This is a genomic window from Bacteroides sp. GM023 (assembly GCF_014750685.1).
Classification (GTDB): Bacteria; Bacteroidota; Bacteroidia; order Bacteroidales; family Bacteroidaceae; genus Bacteroides.
This window is the reverse complement of record NZ_JAAXGE010000001.1, coordinates 553,363-571,361: the sequence shown is the minus strand read 5'-3', so window position 1 is coordinate 571,361 and position 17,999 is coordinate 553,363. Positions and strand designations below refer to the sequence as shown.

Annotated in this window: 15 protein-coding genes; 8 read left to right on the top strand and 7 right to left on the bottom strand. The window is 43.7% G+C overall.

Features of this window, described 5'->3' with window-relative positions; all coding sequences use genetic code 11:
- Positions 1 to 49: 49 nt before the first annotated feature.
- Positions 50 to 1,594, bottom strand: a complete 1,545-nt coding sequence (locus tag HC965_RS02100) for an acyl-CoA carboxylase subunit beta (protein ID WP_191029873.1) — start codon at positions 1,592 to 1,594, stop codon at positions 50 to 52.
- Positions 1,595 to 1,790: 196 nt separating this feature from the next.
- Here HC965_RS02100 and HC965_RS02095 point away from each other — a divergent pair, with 196 nt between their 5' ends.
- The 4 genes from HC965_RS02095 (at position 1,791) to HC965_RS02080 (ending at position 6,683) form a co-directional block, all read left to right on the top strand.
- Positions 1,791 to 2,378, top strand: coding sequence for a DUF3575 domain-containing protein (locus HC965_RS02095; protein WP_191029872.1), 588 nt, complete (start codon positions 1,791 to 1,793; stop codon positions 2,376 to 2,378).
- Between the two features lie 24 nt (positions 2,379 to 2,402).
- Positions 2,403 to 3,854 carry a DUF3868 domain-containing protein gene (locus HC965_RS02090; protein WP_191029871.1) on the top strand — a complete coding sequence of 484 codons (1,452 nt, stop codon included), beginning with the start codon at positions 2,403 to 2,405 and terminating at the stop codon, positions 3,852 to 3,854.
- A 96-nt stretch (positions 3,855 to 3,950) separates the two neighbouring features.
- Entirely contained in the window at positions 3,951 to 5,450 is a 1,500-nt protein-coding gene (locus tag HC965_RS02085; protein WP_191029870.1) for an L-lactate permease, read from the top strand.
- A gap of 483 nt (positions 5,451 to 5,933) precedes the next feature.
- The gene (locus HC965_RS02080) at positions 5,934 to 6,683 is read left to right on the top strand and encodes a GNAT family N-acetyltransferase (RefSeq protein ID WP_191029869.1); all 750 of its coding nucleotides are present in this window, start codon (positions 5,934 to 5,936) and stop codon (positions 6,681 to 6,683) included.
- 21 nt (positions 6,684 to 6,704) lie between these two features.
- On the opposite strand, the gene HC965_RS02075 is transcribed toward HC965_RS02080, so the two are convergent.
- The 3 genes from HC965_RS02075 to HC965_RS02065 all read right to left on the bottom strand — a co-directional run bounded on the left by HC965_RS02075 (position 6,705) and on the right by HC965_RS02065 (position 10,024).
- Complete coding sequence (locus tag HC965_RS02075) at positions 6,705 to 7,814, bottom strand: AAA family ATPase (protein ID WP_191029868.1); 1,110 nt, start codon at positions 7,812 to 7,814, stop codon at positions 6,705 to 6,707.
- Positions 7,815 to 7,816: 2 nt separating this feature from the next.
- Positions 7,817 to 8,524, bottom strand: a complete 708-nt coding sequence (locus HC965_RS02070) for an RNA ligase family protein (RefSeq protein WP_191029867.1) — start codon at positions 8,522 to 8,524, stop codon at positions 7,817 to 7,819.
- 102 nt (positions 8,525 to 8,626) lie between these two features.
- Entirely contained in the window at positions 8,627 to 10,024 is a 1,398-nt protein-coding gene (locus HC965_RS02065; protein WP_191029866.1) for an RtcB family protein, read from the bottom strand.
- Between the two features lie 490 nt (positions 10,025 to 10,514).
- On the opposite strand from HC965_RS02065, the gene trxA reads away from it, so the two are divergent.
- The 4 genes from trxA (at position 10,515) to HC965_RS02045 (ending at position 14,117) form a co-directional block, all read left to right on the top strand.
- The gene (trxA, locus tag HC965_RS02060) at positions 10,515 to 11,012 is read left to right on the top strand and encodes a thioredoxin (protein WP_191029865.1); all 498 of its coding nucleotides are present in this window, start codon (positions 10,515 to 10,517) and stop codon (positions 11,010 to 11,012) included.
- 215 nt (positions 11,013 to 11,227) lie between these two features.
- Entirely contained in the window at positions 11,228 to 12,445 is a 1,218-nt protein-coding gene (locus HC965_RS02055) for a radical SAM protein (RefSeq protein WP_191029864.1), read from the top strand.
- Positions 12,446 to 12,455: 10 nt separating this feature from the next.
- Positions 12,456 to 13,697, top strand: a complete 1,242-nt coding sequence (locus HC965_RS02050; protein WP_191029863.1) for a glycosyltransferase — start codon at positions 12,456 to 12,458, stop codon at positions 13,695 to 13,697.
- Between the two features lie 114 nt (positions 13,698 to 13,811).
- Positions 13,812 to 14,117 carry a DUF202 domain-containing protein gene (locus tag HC965_RS02045; RefSeq protein ID WP_191029862.1) on the top strand — a complete coding sequence of 102 codons (306 nt, stop codon included), beginning with the start codon at positions 13,812 to 13,814 and terminating at the stop codon, positions 14,115 to 14,117.
- Positions 14,118 to 14,164: 47 nt separating this feature from the next.
- Here the strand turns inward: HC965_RS02045 and HC965_RS02040 are convergent, their stop codons facing one another.
- The 3 genes from HC965_RS02040 to HC965_RS02030 are packed head-to-tail and all read right to left on the bottom strand — an operon-like array spanning position 14,165 to position 17,984.
- Positions 14,165 to 15,313 (bottom strand): metallophosphoesterase, encoded by a 1,149-nt coding sequence (locus HC965_RS02040; protein ID WP_191029861.1) that lies wholly within the window; start codon positions 15,311 to 15,313, stop codon positions 14,165 to 14,167.
- Positions 15,314 to 15,334: 21 nt separating this feature from the next.
- Positions 15,335 to 16,501: a metallophosphoesterase gene (locus HC965_RS02035; protein ID WP_191029860.1), complete on the bottom strand. Its 1,167-nt coding sequence runs from the start codon at positions 16,499 to 16,501 to the stop codon at positions 15,335 to 15,337.
- 25 nt (positions 16,502 to 16,526) lie between these two features.
- The gene (locus HC965_RS02030) at positions 16,527 to 17,984 is read right to left on the bottom strand and encodes a RagB/SusD family nutrient uptake outer membrane protein (RefSeq protein WP_191029859.1); all 1,458 of its coding nucleotides are present in this window, start codon (positions 17,982 to 17,984) and stop codon (positions 16,527 to 16,529) included.
- Between the last annotated feature and the right edge of the window lie 15 nt (positions 17,985 to 17,999).

The window sequence follows — 17,999 nt, the reverse complement described above, 5'->3', positions numbered from 1 at the left end:
CTTCTTTTTAATGAACACTCTTAGTTCTCAACTCTCCACTCTCAACTTCTTAAAGCGGAATATTAGAATGTTTCCTGGGCGGATTGGACTGACGCTTATTGGCAAGCATCTCGAAACTGCGAATCAAGCGCAAGCGGGTGACTGCCGGGTCGATTACTTCGTCCACATATCCCAGTTCCGCCGCCCGGTAAGGATTGGCAAATTTTTCGCGGTAATCATCCTGAAGTTCTTTCCGTTTCTCATCCGGTGTCTGCGACTTTTCGATTTCTTTCCTGAACAGGATATTTACTGCACCATCCGGCCCCATAACAGCAATCTCAGCGGTCGGGAAAGCCAGGTTCACATCTCCGCGGATATGTTTGGAACTCATCACGTCATAAGCGCCGCCATATGCTTTGCGGGTAATCACCGTCACTTTGGGCACGGTAGCTTCACAATAGGCATAAAGTAATTTCGCGCCGTTACGGATGATTCCACCGTACTCCTGGTCTACTCCCGGCAGGAATCCCGGAACATCGACCAGTGTCAGCAGAGGAATATTGAAAGCATCGCAGAAGCGGACAAAACGAGCCGCTTTGATAGAAGCATTAATATCCAATGTACCTGCCAGCACCAACGGTTGATTGGCAACTACTCCCACCGTCTTTCCGTTGAGCCGGATATATCCGGTAACGATATTCGGTGCGAATTCCGCCTGTAACTCGAAGAAGCTATTGTCATCGGCTACGGCTTCAATCATCTCCTTTATATTATAAGGTTGGTTCGGATTGGTGGGAATAAGCGTAGATAGTTCCGGCGTCAAACGGGTCGGCGAGTCGCTGGTAGCTACAAACGGCGGTTCTTCCATATTATTTCCGGGAAGATAGGAAATCAGTTCACGGATATAGTTGATACACTCAATGTCATTTTCGGCAGAAAGATGGGCTACGCCGGATTTCGTCATATGAACCCCCACTCCGCCAAGGTCGTCTTTACTGACTTCTTCCTGTGTCACACTTTTCACGACATCGGGGCCAGTAATAAACATATATCCCGAATTCTTCACCATCAGGATAAAGTCTGTCAGTGCGGGAGAATAAACAGCGCCACCGGCACAAGGTCCCATTATCGCGCTAATCTGCGGAATGACTCCCGAAGCCATGGAGTTGCGGAGAAATATCTCGGCATATCCCGCCAAAGAACGAACTCCCTCCTGGATACGTGCGCCACCGGAATCGTTCAGCCCGATGATAGGAGCTCCCATCTGCATTGCCATGTCCATCACTTTGCAGATTTTCTTGGCATGCGTCTCGGACAAGGCACCGCCAAAGACCGTGAAATCCTGCGCAAAGACATAAACCAGCCGTTTACCAATCATACCATATCCCGTCACTACCCCATCACCGGCAAACTTCTGCTTCTCCATACCGAAATCGGTACAGCGATGGGTTACCAACTTGTCCAGTTCGATAAACGAACCTTTCTCCAAAAGTAAATCAATACGTTCACGGGCGGTCAACTTGCCCACGGAATGTTGTTTTTCAATGCGGGCGTCTCCGCCGCCTTTTTCTGCTTTCCTGTTCAGTTCTTCCAGGTTCTTGATAAGCTCTTTCATAGGCTTGAATTTATTTAAAGTTGAATGTGTGCATATCTATCATATATAATGAACGTATGATATTCGGAAAATGTTAGCGTTTATGTCTTTAAACATAATTTATCGGCTGCAAGACTTTTTTCCCGGGCGCGTCAACAATCTCACACCTTTGCTTGTTTAGCACTCATCATTTTAATAAACCTAGACCCTAACAAAAATGAGAACAGTTAAATTTCTATTAGCAGCCTGTTTCCTGCTCGCCCTCGGTACAAGCATCCGTGCTCAAGTACAGGGGAATGAAACGTACTTACCTAAATTTGCTATCAAGACCAATGCCCTCTATTGGGCGACTACCACTCCCAACCTCGGTTTCGAAGTGGGACTGGCGAAGAAACTTACTCTCGATGTATCCGGCAATTACAATCCGTGGAAGTTCGGGGAAGACCGTCAGATCAAACACTGGCTCGTCCAGCCGGAACTGCGTTACTGGCTCTGCGAGCGTTTCAACGGGAGTTTCTTCGGCCTGCACGGACATTACGGAGAGATGAACGTCAGCAACCTGAATATCTTCGGAATGGGACACGACCGGTATGACGGCAACTTATACGGCGCCGGTATCTCTTACGGTTACCAATGGCTGATTAGTAAACGATGGAGCATGGAAGCAACGATTGGTGTGGGATATGCCCATCTGAAGTATGACAAATATGCCCGCGGCGACCATGGGGAAAAGTTAGGCCACAAGAGTCGCAATTATTTCGGCCCGACCAAAATCGGACTTAGCTTCATTTATATCATCAAATAGTCGAACTCTCTAAAACTTACAAGGATGAAAAGAAAACTTATTTATCTGTTTATAGCTCTTGCCGCTGCCATACTGCCGGCGAATGCTCAAAAATTCCTGAACGATGCCCTCACTCTCTCCAATGTATCATTGTGGCAACAGGGCAACTCCCTTTATGTCGGCATGACTTTCGACATGAAGAATCTTACCGTAGGTTCGACTCGAAGCCTGAGTCTCATCCCTCTGCTGACGGACGGACAGCATAATGTCCCCCTGCAAGAAATCATCGTCAACGGTAAAAGACGTGAAAAGGCGTATATCCGCAGCCTGGCAATAACCAAGCAGGAACCGACCGCCATCATCGTACCTTATAATAAACGGGAAACTTTCAATTATACGCAAGTCATCCCCTACAAACCGTGGATGGCGAATGCTTCTTTGCAACTCGTTGAGAACCTGTGCGGATGCGGTAATTATCAGGAGATGAACGCGCAGGAACTGATTACCAACGATGTGTCTACCGAAGCCAAACGACTGAGCGCCATGTCACCTATCGTAGCCTATATCCAGCCTACGGTGGAAGTGGTAAAGAACCGCAGCGAAAAATATGAAGCGCATCTCGACTTCCCGGTCAGCAAGTCTGTTATCCTCACCGACTTTATGAATAATCATGCCGAACTGGTGAATATTCATTCCATGTTCGACAAGATTCAGAATGATAAGAACCTGACGGTTCAAAGTATCAGCATCGAAGGTTTCGCCTCTCCCGAAGGCCCGCTGGCTTTCAACGAACAGCTTTCCAAGAAGCGTGCAGAAGCCTTGAAGGACTATTTGGTGAAGAATGAGAAAGCGTCTTCCAACCTTTATAAGGTTACTTTCGGCGGTGAAAACTGGGACGGACTGGTGAAGGCTTTGGAATCTTCGTCCATGAAGGACAAGGAAACTTTCCTGAATATTATCAAAAATACAACTGATGATGCCAAACGGAAACAGGAAATCATGCGTGTAGGTGGCGGCGTTCCTTACCGCACCATGCTGAAAGAAATCTATCCGGGATTGCGTAAAGTGAACTGTAAGATTGACTATACCGTTGTCAACTTCGACGTGGAGCAAGGACGTGTCATCATCCTGGAGAACCCGAAATATCTAAGTCTGAATGAGATGTATCAGGTAGCCAACAGTTACCCGAAAGGCAGCAAGGATTTTATTAATGTATTCGACATCGCCGTGCGTATGTATCCGGCGGACGAAGTTGCCAATCTGAACGCGGGAGCCGTTGCCCTGTCACAGAAAGACTTGGATAAAGCCTTGAAATATATGGAAAAAGCCAATCATACCACTGCCGAATTTATAAACAATACCGGAGTTTACAACTTCCTGCAAGGAGATATCAACCGTGCGATGGCTGCCTTCGAACAGGCTGCCCGGTTAGGTAATGAAGCTGCGCAGGCAAACCTGAAACAATTGCAACAGATTTTAAGCGTGAAGATGAAATAAACTGAAAAATCTATTTCTCTAACCGACCCAAGTGCGACGTTCGTTTGTTATAGAATTAACAAACGGACGTTTCACTTTTTTAAAACTGAACTGATTATGACCTTAATCCTTGCTATTATTCCGGTATTACTATTGATTGTATTAATGGCATTCTTCAAAATGCCGGGTGACAAAAGTAGTATCATTTCGCTGATTGTAACGATGCTGATTGCTATTTTCGGCTTCGCATTTTCTGTAGATAACTTGTTCTATTCCTTTATATATGGGGCACTGAAAGCTGTCTCTCCTATTTTAATCATTATCCTGATGGCTATCTTCAGCTACAATGTATTGCTGAAAACGGAGAAGATGGAGATTATCAAACAGCAATTCGCTTCTATCTCTACCGATAAAAGTATTCAGGTATTGTTACTGACATGGGGTTTCGGCGGATTATTGGAAGCGATGGCGGGATTCGGAACGGCAGTTGCCATCCCGGCGGCGATTCTTATCAGTCTTGGATTCAAACCTATATTCTCGGCTACGGTCAGTCTGATAGCCAATAGTGTGGCTACCGCCTTCGGAGCTATCGGAACTCCTGTACTAGTGCTGGCCAAAGAAACCAACCTGGATGTGTTGCATCTTAGTACCAATGTCGTATTGCAATTATCAGTCCTGATGTTCCTCATCCCATTTGTATTGCTTTTCCTCACCGACTCCAAACTTAAATCGCTACCGAAGAATCTATTTCTCGCCTTATTGGTGGGAGGTGTTTCGTTAGTCAGCCAATATTTGGCAGCCAAGTATATGGGAGCTGAGTCTCCGGCTATCATCGGAAGTATTCTTTCTATCATTGTCATCGTCCTTTATGGAAAACTGACGGCATCCAAAGAGGAAAAGGCACGGAAAAGTCATCTGAAAATGAAAGATATACTGAACGCGTGGAGCATCTATTTACTGATTTTGTTTCTGATTATTCTTACCAGTCCCCTCTTCCCGGGATTGCGTCATACATTGGAAAATAACTGGATTACGAGAATCAGCCTGCCCATCAATGCTTCCACAGTCAATTACACGATTTCCTGGCTGACGCATGCGGGAGTATTGCTTTTTATCGGCACTTTCATTGGCGGATTGATACAGGGAGCGAAGGTAAAAGAGTTATTTGTAGTTCTTTGGAATACAGTGAAGCAACTAAAGAAAACATTCATCACAGTGATTTGCCTTGTGGGATTATCGACTATTATGGATACTTCCGGCATGATTGCTGTTATCGCTACCGCACTGGCTACGGCTACCGGGAGTCTGTATCCGTTATTTGCTCCGGTGATTGGTTGTCTGGGAACATTTATCACAGGAAGCGACACTTCATCCAATATTCTTTTCGGAAAGTTGCAGGCAAGTGTAGCCGGACAGATTCATGTCAGCCCTGACTGGCTGTCGGCTGCCAATACTGTCGGTGCTACCGGGGGAAAGATTATTTCCCCTCAAAGTATTGCTATCGCGACCTCTGCCGGAAACCAACAAGGGAAAGAAGGGGAAATTCTGAAAGCGGCTATTCCTTATGCATTAGTATATGTGGCGATAACCGGAATTATCGTTTATATTTTCAGTTGATATCGCCTTTAGGTAAACATTGTATTGTATCTAAGGATTTTTAGTGCAGAGATTAAGGATTTTCAGTGCAGAAATTAGTAATCGTTTGTGTAGTCGGGTAGTTGTCACCTTATAGGGTGATGATAGTCATCTTGTAAAATGACAAATATCACCTTATAAGATGATAAATATCACTCTATAGGGTGACTATGATATTTGGTAAGGGCAAAAACACTAAAGATACGAAATTAAATAGTGAAAAACAAGAGTGAGACAGGAAATATAGCTTCATATATTGAACGGATTTGATTCATTACCGTACTTGAGTAATAGTTATTCTTCTCTAGTACATTGATAGTATATTCAGAGGATAGTCACCGATAAGGCTATTAATATCACATAAATTCACTACATTTGTATTAATAACTCAATCAGCAGTACAATAAAATAAATGCGATTGCATCCGGCTAATTGATAATATACAAACTTTAAAAGAGCATATACATGAATACTGATTTTATAAACCTGACAAGTGAAAACCTAGCTGACGAGCATTTATGTTGCATTATCCGCAGTAAGAAGTCGCATCCGGGTATTGACGCCAAGCGTCAATGGCTCTCCGAACGGCTCAACGAAGGTCATGTCTTTAGAAAATTAAATGCAAAAGCTACGGTTTTTATTGAATATGCTCCTCTCGAAACTGCATGGGTTCCCATAATTGGTGACAACTATTATTATCTGTATTGCTTGTGGGTACTGGGTAGTCCCAAAGGAAATGGGTATGGAAAATCGCTTATGGAGTATTGCCTGGCTGACGCGAAAGAGAAAGGTAAATCCGGTGTTTGTATGCTTGGGGCAAAAAAACAAAAGAATTGGCTTTCCGACCAGGCATTTGCCAAGAAGTTCGGTTTCGAAGTTGTCGATACTACCGATAATGGATATGAATTGCTTGCTCTCTCTTTTGACGGAACGACACCCCGATTTGCGCCCAACGCCAAGAAACTGGAGATTGAAAGCAAGGAACTGACTATTTATTATGATATGCAATGCCCTTATGTCTACCAATACATCGGAATGATAAAGCAGTATTGTGAAACAAATGATGTTCCTGTATCTTTTATTCAAGTGGATACGTTACACAAGGCAAAAGAATTGCCTTGTGTCTTCAATAACTTTGCCGTGTTTTATAAAGGTGTTTTCGAAACAGTGAATTTAATAAATATCGACTATTTAAAGAGAATACTCAAGAAATAAACATATAGTTCCGACTTTTGACTATAACACATGATATTCCACTTCATGTGCTTCCGTCAGCAAAGGAACCTCCAGTTTATCCAACATTTTATCCAATACGTATTCGGGAAGTGCATATTCCCTATCCTTATTCTGTTGACGCCAAATGTGATATGGCTGTTCCAAATAGACAATTTTCACTTTTGCGCCATAATCCACAAACAAGTCTATCAGTTGCGCACGCATTTGACGGGTAATATTTGTCGCATTCCAAACAAAATCCTGTCCTTTGCGAAGATACATCCGGGCTTCTTCCTTCGCTGTCTGCACTACCCACCCATTCGCTGATTTATCAGTAGGACTCAATTTGTGCTTTCGACGAATTGCATCCAAACTTACTATCGGAAGGTCTATACCGGAAGATTGGATATAATAATCTTTCCCCATTCCCGGAAGTCCTGACAACATCGTGACTTCACATTTAAACTGTTCGTGAGGAATATAATCAATATAACCACCCTCTGTATGAAAGTAATGAAAGCGTGCATAATCAGTGGCAAACCGTCTCGGTTTGCTCCAACAATCCTGTTCGCGGCAGAAAATCTCAAACAGTTCCACAGATTCCAACAATTCATTTTTATCTTCACAAATACGTCCCCTGACATCAGCCTCGGACAGCATTTTCAATAATGAAGTATCCACCCGTAAAGAAGCCTCGCAGAGCTTCTTTACAGAATCAGGCTTTTCCATTATCCAAATAGGTAACCCATGATAACGGACTAAAGACGCAATCTGCTCCCGAATACGAAAGGGAGCAGGAAAATCCCGATATAAAATAGTACGGGCAGTATATTCTCCTTTTCGGGCGTGTCCTTTGGCAGACACTCTCCCCTCTCCCTCATCCACAGAAGCCGAACGTTTCTCAACATCGTGCAACAATGCGGCTACCCATACAATTTCTTTTTCCAAAGCAGAAAGAGAATGATAAGTAGCAGATTGCTGCAATGCTTCCAACACCATACGTGTGTGTACAGCTACACTTCCTTCCGCATGATAGCGAATATCCTGCGGAACGACATTCATTTCATGCACCCACCCGAACTGTTGTTCGAGTGAGCTCCACGATTTATCTTCTATTAATTTCCAATCCATAATTATTCCTCCTTTTCATTACTAAATTCCCAAACAAGCCGGGCACGTTTCCAGTTACGCGTCCAGTGCTCATCTGTCTTGACGTGCCCTTTCCGCACATACTTAAATACATTATGCATAAATTCGCTGACCGGATATTCTTCTATATTACGGCTGACTACTCCTTCACGAGTACAAGCTTCTTTTGTCCACGGGTCACAAGAACCGAAAACTGACGGTTCTTGTGACATATTGATGATTTCCTGTTTCAAAAGCTCCGGCATCAAACCGGAAACAGGCTCTATCACCAACTCCGGAACAGTAGGTAAATCAAATAAAGCTGCATAGAATTTCACTTCTTCCCATGACAGCCATTTATCCATGCAACGAACCGCAAATACATAAAAATGCGTTTCCAATCGCTGATACTCAATAGAATGTACGGCATACAGATTCTCTCCGAAGATTTCTATATCGCCCAAATCATTCTTTATCAATTCCCAACGCTCACGCAGTTGCCTTGTCCACGGTGAAATGGTCGGGGCAGCATGCGAACGGGCAAAAACACCCCACTGGTTCAAACAATTATTCTCTCCGTCCAACTTTTCGGTATGTACCAATGTCTCAATTCGTTGGATGTCCTCCCAATACGTATGATTAATCCGGTCATCACTAGTCGTTCCGGGAGAGAACGGATAGTGGTAAGTACGACCATATTTCTCTGATATCATTTTCTTCTTCTTTTTTAATTATTAAATTCTTAAATCACATAGCTAGATAAGCGACTCCTGTGCCTGAATCATAGCCTGTTCCATCGTTTTTCTTTCATCGCATTACTCCTTATTCATTCGTACGACGCGAGGTGTGAATTTACCTTGCACTTCCACCAGTGTTTCCTGTGTATGCATCACTTTGTCGATGTCCTTATAAGCCAATGGCATTTCTTCCACACTTCCGCCGAGTAAAGTCACTCCCGCTTGCGACAGCATCTTCTTCAAAGCCGATTGAGTGAAATTATCTTTTGCCTTTTGGCGGGACATAGCCCTGCCGGCTCCGTGAGAAGCCGAATTCAAAGCATCTTCCACCCCTTTGCCACAAACCAAATAACCAGCCGTGGCCATGCTGCCGGGAATCAATCCCGGTTGGCCTTCCTGCGCAGGAGTAGCTCCCTTGCGATGTACAATAGTCATACGTCCCGGAGCTATTTCCTCTTTCCAGGCAAAGTTGTGATGGTTGTTGACATTCGCCAGTGATTTCAATCCCAGTGCTTTCGCCAGGTTCAGATGGATACGTTCGTGACAGGCACGGGCATAATCACCCGCCAGGTTCATACTCATCCAATACTCCTGCCCTGCTTCGGAATCCAAGTCCAACCAGGCGAAATGCTGCGCTTCACGGGAAAGCCTGCATACTTCGCGTGCCAACAGGCTGTAATGTTTGGCAATGGCAGCTCCCAACCCTCGTGAGCCGGAGTGCGACAACAAAGCCACATAACTTCCTTCAGGAAGATTCAGCACATTCTTTTCTTGCAGAGTAATCTCTCCGAACTCTACAAAATGGTTTCCGCCACCGGAACTCCCAAGCTGACGTACTGCCTTTCCCTGCAAATCCCGCAACAAAGGAGTCAGCCGGAATTCTTCCCTGTCCAGGACTTCGTGTTCCTGCGCGAAACCCAAGCCGCCATCCATGCCGAAATGAGTGAAATCCTTCAAGGCTTCTTTCATCTGATAGGCATACCGTTTCAGGAAATCCGTTCCGGCATCAAATACCGTCAGGCTCATTCGGCAACCGATATCGACTCCTACGGCATACGGAATCACGGCGTTGTCCGTTGCAAGCACTCCACCGATAGGCAATCCGTAGCCGGCATGAGCGTCGGGCATCAGCGCTCCCGCCACCGTAACGGGCAAGCGCATCGCCAGGTTCATCTGTTGTTTGGCAAGAGTCTCGATAAATTTACCACCGTAGGTTTTATATATCAGCGGCTCGTCCAATAAATCATAAGCCATAAAGTCTTTCGTTATCCTTGTAGGCGAAAGGCGTTCGGCAAGTTTATTCCAAATTTCGTTGTTTTTATAAGATTCGGGTTCCCGGAGTATATTGCTCAATGTCATTTCAATCTGTTCTTTGGTGTCATGCTTGCAATGTTTGCTTACAATGTCCACTACCAGACTACGAGCTACATTATCCCGATATCCCAGTTTACTTAAATCTTTTAATCGTATTCCCATACTTTTTTACATTCGCATACGACACTCCCTGTCCGCCATACAGGCAGAAAGCAAGGTAATACACGTGATACCAATGCTTTGGATACGGATACAAAACATCCATCCACTGCATTGAAGTGATTAATTTTAAAAATAAAAATGTGATTGCAGGACTAATCAACCATTACCGCATGATAGTAGAATAGCGGCATGTGTAAGAAAACAAAATGTTGCAAAGCCTCATCTTCCCGACGAGACAACTTAGTCCTAATTTGAAAATGTTATCGTTCCAGCATAATTAATACCCTTTCCATCAATTTTAAAGGGTGAATACTCATTTTATCGCGACAAAAGTAATGCTTATTTTTATATCTTCCAAAGATTAAAAGACATATTTTAATATTCGATAATCCTTTGTGGGAAGTTTAGCCAAGTAATCCGGGGAAATTGCTATTTCCCAACCTCTTTATATCACCTATCTTTGCATCAGATAAAACAAATAAAAAGAGTTATGAAACTAATGAAAGGATTATTGAGCGTTTTCGCTATTGTACTGGCAACTACAGCTTGTGCAGGAAACAGCGGAGAAAATAAAAAGAGTAATGAATCAACCAAGGAGGACAATAAAATGGAAGTAGTAGCATTAAATAAAGCTGATTTTTTAAAGAAGGTATATAACTATGAAGCTAATCCGAAGGATTGGAAGTTTGAAGGTAGTCGTCCTGCCATCGTAGACTTCTACGCTACCTGGTGCGGCCCTTGCAAAATGATGCATCCGATTTTGGAAGAACTTAGCAAAGAGTATAGTGGTAAAGTGGATATTTATCAGATTGATGTGGACAAGGAACAGGATTTGGCAGCCGCATTCGGTATCCGCAGTATCCCTACCCTGCTGATGATTCCGATGAAAGAAGAACCGAGAATCATGCAGGGTGCAATGCCTAAAGACCAGCTAAAGAAAGCAATTAATGAATTTCTGTTGAAACAAGATAACGAAGCAAAGCAATAAACTTCGACTTTTTTCTCGTCATGGTAACTGCCCTCTGTCAGTCTTTTGAAGATTGACAGGGGGCTAGTTCTATATGACAGGTCGTATATGGTATTCATTTACAGAGAAAAGGAAAGAATTTAGCTTTTATCCCTATGGTTTTCAATGGGGAGATTTATGTACTTTTGTCTCATAGACAAGTATCAGACCAACAATTAAAGCAACATTCTAATAAAATGAAAACCAAGCGTACGAGAAGTTCCTTCCGTTCCATGAACTCGGAAAGAAAGCTGGAGTCCATCTTTTTATTCGTTACCGGAAAGTGCAATGCCAAATGTGCCATGTGCTTTTATGCCAATGATATGGCTAAGAAAGAGCGGGATCTTACTTTCGAAGAAATCAGGAAAATATCAGAGACAGCCGGAGAGATTAACAAGCTGTGGGTGTCGGGCGGTGAACCTACGCTTCGGGAAGACCTTCCCGAAATTCTTGAAATGTTTTACCGGAACAACCAAATCAAGGACGTCAATATGCCGACCAACGGATTGAAGCCGGATAGGGTCATCGAATGGGTGGAGCGTTTCCGCACCAATTGTCCGGATTGCAATATCAATGTCAGCATTTCGTTGGACGGATTCGGAGAAACACATGATGTACAGCGAGGGGTGCCTGGGAATTTTTATAAAGCGGTAGATACCATCCGTAAAGTCAGCGAGCACTTTAGAGAGGATGGAAAAGTGTTGCTTAATGTAGCTACGGTTATCACAAAATATAATATAGACCAGATTAATGATTTTATGACATGGATGTATGGACGTTTCCATCTGTCTACCCATACCATCGAAGCAGCCCGTGGCGTGACACGCGAAGATGATGTCAAGGCACTGGACGAAACGACTCTGCGACATATTCAGGACGAAGCCGCCCCGATATACGGAGCCTACGCCAAACGGATGGTAGCCAATACTTCCGGCCTGCGCAAACCGATTACGAAATTCTTCTATACGGGTATTGTCCGTGCGTTGTATGATATTCGTGCCAGCAACATAGACAAGCCGACTCCCTGGGGAATGGATTGCACGGCAGGCGAAACGACATTGGTTATCGACTATGACGGACGTTTCCGTTCCTGCGAACTGCGCGAGCCGCTCGGCAACGTGAAAGATTATGACTGCGACGTGCAGCGAATCATGCAAAGCGAGGTGATGAAGAAAGAAACAGAAGCCATCGGACACGGATATAAGGCGAACTGCTGGTGTACGCACGGCTGTTTCATCACTTCTTCACTGACTTTCAATCCCCGCAAAATGATTAAGAAAGTATATAAAGGTTACCGGGAAGTGGGGAAACTCGACAAGCCTGTCGACCTTAGCGAAAACAATATGCTTAGAATGGAAAAATATTATCAGCTCGACCGGGAGAAATTGCAATCTCTGGGTGTGGTTGCTACATAAATGACTGTCTATGAAAATACTTTTGGTTACCCGTGGCTCGCAGGGAGATATTTATCCGTATCTGACTATCGCCGCCGCTTTAGTGAAGCGGGGACATAAAGTGATATTGAACCTCCCGCAGATATTTGAGAAGGAAGCGCAAGCATACCAACTGGATTATGTGTTACAGGATTTTGATGATATACAAGGAATGGTATCCAAAGCCGGTGACAAGGACGAAGGTGCCAAACCTTATCTGAAGTGGATGCGTGATGTGATTGACGCACAGTTCAAGCAACTCGTCCCGCTACTGAAAGAGCATGATGTACTGATAGCTACGAACTCCGAATTTGCCGCAGCCAGTGTAGCGGACTATTGCGGGAAACCATTTATCCGGACAGCTTTCGCTCCTTTTATTCCCGGCAGGCGTATCCCGCCCCCTATCTTCCCTTATCCGAAGCCGCATCCCGTGTTCACTCCCCGGTTGATTTGGAAGCTGCTCAATATCGGGAATAATTATATGACTCAAAAGACCATCAACAAGAACCGCGTTCAGCTTGGGTTGAAGCCTTTGAAAAATTGCGGTTACTATTCTACAGAGAGGGCTTTCAACTATATGCTGTACAGCCGTTATTTGGGTAATACGGATTCCGACTGGAAATATAAATGGGATATCGGCGGATACTGTTTTAATGATGCCTTGCATTATGACGCGGATGCTTATCAGGAACTTTTGGATTTCATCCAGCGGGAACAAAGACCTGTTATTTTCTTCACGCTCGGCAGTTGCAGCGCCAAAGAGAGCGATGCTTTTTGCCGCCGGTTAATCAATGTATGCCGACAATTGAGTTTCCGGCTGATTATCGGTTCGGGATGGTCGGGAACAGGGAAGTCTTTAGAAAATGAGAAAGATATTTTCCTGTTGACACATACTATTCCGCACAGTCTGATATTTCCGCATTGTGATGCCGTGATGCATCATGGCGGTAGCGGAACCACGCACAGTGTAGCGCGTTCCGGTAAGCCGCAAATTATCATGCCGCTAATTATCGACCAGCCCTACTGGGCATATCGTGTCCAACAACTGGAGTTAGGGCCGAAATGCATTAAAATCGGCAAAGTATCCGACAAGGCATTGAAGGAGAAAGTGAATGATTTGGTCACCAATCCCGTTTATAGAAAGAATGCGACGAAAGTGGCCGGACAGATGCGTGATGAACATTCGGTAGATAATTTCTGCGATTTCATAGAATCTATGGCAGATAAAATATAGCCGGTACTATCGCTTCATTCCTGATAAAAGAACAAACATATTTGTATATATTTGCGTTTATTATAAGGGAGTGCTATTGCTCCGACGAATAATGAAACGTAAACGTTTAATCATATGCAGGAACCTACCGGAAAATTCAAAGAAGAGGAGTTGATACTCCGTGATTATTTGGCTATTGAAAGAACAAAGTTGGCCAATGTAAGGACTTTGTTCGCCTATGTACGCACTTCCCTTTATCTGCTTACTGCAGGAATCGGAATTTTTCAGATTGAAAGTATTTCACGCCTGGACGGGCTTGCGTGGGTTTGCGTCATATCCGGCATCGTTCTGTTTTTCTTCGGATTCTTCCGTTATTTTCAGATGGGGAAGCATTTGAGAGGGTATATAAAGAATTCACGATGCAATGAGGATAGTAAGTGACGAAGGAGTCGTAGCCAACTCCTTCGATAAATTCAGTGTGGCGGGTATTACAGTTTTCTTTGGATACCTTCGTCGCCAACGACATAATAAGTATTCTTATCTATCAGTATGGCGCGTCCCCGCTTCTTTTTCCGATTTTCCTTGTTGTCCACATTAACGGCGATCACTTTTCCATTATAGAAGGTCGATATATCTTTAAAGATAGTATGTCCTACAATAATATGTTTCACCATATAATGTTCCAATATCATCTGTAAAGAGTCCTGTGCCAATGGTTTGTATTTAGGGTCTTTCTTCACAAGACCACGATACCAGACAGGGCCGTCATTTCCATACAGAAAAGCCGTTAACGGAGAAAGCTCCCTCCGCTCCTGCTTACTCATAAAGAGCGCTTTGCTCATTTCTTCATTTACAAAGGGAATATTTAGTTTTTTGTCATAGAAGAGTTTCCCCAGTCCGGCATGCACATACAAGTCTGTGCCGATGATTTGCATGGTGTTGCGTGTCGCAAGCCAGCGCCCCAGTTCCGTGTCGGTACCGAATAGTTGCGGATATTTTACGCCCAGTTTTTCTGCCAGTAATTTATATTTCTCCTTTGTATAGCGAAGGTCGTTAGACAAAACCAAAGGTTCATGGTTTCCCAAAAGGAAAGAGACATGACCGCCTGCTTTCGCTGCTTCGATTTCCAGTTTATAGAATAGCCAAAATATTTGCACTACATCCTTACCCCTATCGAAAACATCTCCGATGACAACCAAATGATTATTACCGAAACTCCATTGGTATTTATCATTGATAACTCCATTTCCTTGCAGCAGGCTGATAACGCAATCTAATCTTCCGTGAGGGTCTGACATTACGAATGTTTTTTCGGGACGGGTGTATTGCCAGGCCGGTCGTTGCACCGGATGAAGTTTCACGTCGAATGGATAGCGTCCTTTATGGTCTGTCACACGAAAAGTGAAATCTTTAGGTAATGTAGCATAAGTCTTGTCGATAATCTTGCCTTTTTTATTGACGTTGATAACCCGTGTACTTCCATCTGCCTGATAGAGTATGTAAGGACCATCACCGGATAACTTTTCTTTTTTCTCTTTCTTCTTATCTCCTGAATGATAAGTTCCGGCATTAACGCCGGAACTTATTAAAACGAGCACAAGAGTGGAAAGGAATAATCTCAAAAAGCGAGTACTCATATTCTTTTCTGTCTTTGGTTGTTACTTTTTGATTGTCACTAATTCTCCTTTGTCATTTACAGCTTTGATTTCTCCATCCTTAATCAATACGGCACGGGTTTCTTTTTCAAAAGCCTTGGGATGATTGACGCAGATATCATATACTTTCCCACTATAAGTATATTTCACGCGACTGTTTTCGGTATGTCCGACAATAATACGTTCGACATTATATTCATCGAGTAATGTCTGTACATCGGCATCCTTTATGGGACTATAATCACTACCCGTCTTGACCATTCCGCGATACCATAGCGGACCGTTATAACTATCACTGTAAAGGAAATCAGCTATGTCCGGGAATTGTTTTTTCCGTTCTTCTTTCGTGAGATAAATACTCTTAGCCACCAGTTCATTGATTTCGGGGATGGTTTCTTTTCGTTCCATGAAGGCTTTACTCAATCCGGCATGTACATACAAGTTTTCACCTACAATCTGAATCGTGTTTTTGGAACGTAGCCAGTTACCCATTACATTCGTCAATCCCCACATCTTTCCATAGGTCATATTCATTGCTCTTTGCGAAAGAGTGTTGTACTTGGCGTATGTGTATTTCAGGTTATCACGCATAACCAATTCTTCATGGTCGCCCAGTATAGTTGTCACCATGCCGCCGGCAGCTTTTGCTTCAAATTCCAGTTTATAGATAAGCCATAAAATAGGAAGTACGTCTGCGCCACGGTCGAAAATATCACCGTTAATGACAAGATGATTATTACCATATGTCCATTCATAGTTATCGTTAATCACTTCGCCCGCTTTCAGAATGGCGGCAAACAGGTCAAAACGTCCGTGAAGGTCGGATACGGCAAATGTCTTTTCATATGAAGTGCGGTCGTCCCATGCAGGGCGTTCAAAGTTGTCGATTTTGTTAATCGGCACCTGGAAAAGAAGTTGGTTGTCGTCCGAATACACATCCAGTTTCAAGCCGGCAGGTAAGCCGGATTCTTCGCGGATGCTAAGTGTGTTGTCTTTCGCCACTTCCAGAATTTTAAGTTTGCCGTTTTCATAGAAAAGGTAAGGTCCGTCATGACGGAAGTGTGTGATTTCAGCTATATCCGGCCCTACGGGAGTCAGGTCTTCCCGGCACGAGTAAAGGGTTGCAATGAACAAGCCTAGGAGTAAGTAAATACTATATATCTTTTTCATAATTTTCTATACGTTAATGCGTTAATTAATGCTGTTCGTATTCAGGGTTTTGAACCATATTCTCGTTATACTCCATTTCATGGTTGGGCACGGGAAGTACCATTTTATAGTAATCCCAATTAAAGTTGAGCGCTTCATCGGGAACTTCGCTTAAATGGTCCTTACGTTCCACGCTCTTGCCGTTTCTAAGTAAGTCAAAGAAGCGTTGGCCTTCTCCCCAAAATTCAATACGGCGCTGTTCGAGAACCAAATCCAATGTGATTTTATCATCTGACAATGCATCCAAATCTTCGCCTGTACGTGCATAAATCGGCTTCAGGTATTTGCGTGTGTTTGGAATATCATTCTTTTTCACCGCAGCTTCGGCAGCATTCAGATAAAGTTCGGATAAACGGAAAATAGGAATATTGGCATCTTCGTAAGATTTAGAACCTTGTGCCGGATATTTCAAACAGTAGGGTTTGCTGCTGCTTGCCGTGGAAACCATTTGGCTGCGCACATCATCGGAGTTGTCTTTCATATAGTCTTTCCAGTATTTCTCCGTTGCTATCAGATTATATTTGGTGCAAAGATAGCCGATAGATGATTTACCCGGGCTGTCGGTTGTCAGGTTCACAATCTCGAATAATAGTTCACTGTTGAACGGGGTTGCCCATATTTTCGCATATTCGTCATTCGTCCACAATTTATAGCCTTGCTTTTCTGCGCCTTTGATGGCTTCGGCAGCTACATTGTAGGCTTCGCCGTCATTGCCCATATAGAGATAGACACGGCTCAACAGAGTCATTGCTGCCCATTTATTGATTTTGCCTTCTTTCTTTACCGGACGCAGCAGTTTAACGGCTTCTTTCAAATCGTCGGTGATTGCTTTATAGCATTGGGCAGTCGTATTGCGGGATGGCTTGAAGTTTTTGTCTTCTACTACCTTATCAATAATGGGCACTGCCAATGAAGCTCCGTTATCTTTGAGATAAGGATAGCCATAAAGACGTGTCATATCGAACAATAGCAGGGCACGTATAGCGAAAGCCTCTCCTTTCAGGTCGTTGTAATATTCCTGTTCGGTCAGTTTCTCCAACTTCGGAGTGGTGATTTCACGGTCGGGAACAAGCTGTATTTTCTCAATGTCACGGAACAGGATATTCAGGTTCTTGGCTATGCCGTAATACATTCCCCAAAAGCCGCTCGGCCCGTTCGTCTTGTTATACTTAAATGTATAATAACTGACGTTGGTACTGGATGATTTATAGGATTTCATGTCATCTCCCGTCAAGTCACCATAACAGGTCATATTGGCTCCATAATAACTGGACGACTGCATACTGCTATACGCTCCGTTCAGCACAAATTCAAAGTCTCTTAATTCGGTCAGTGAGCCGTCGGTTTCTATTTGTGTGGAAGACTGCAAGTCGAGCCAATCATTCCCGCAACTGCTGAATAAGGTTGCGATAACACCTAAAGCTATGTATTTTATCTTTTTCATACTTATCAATTTATA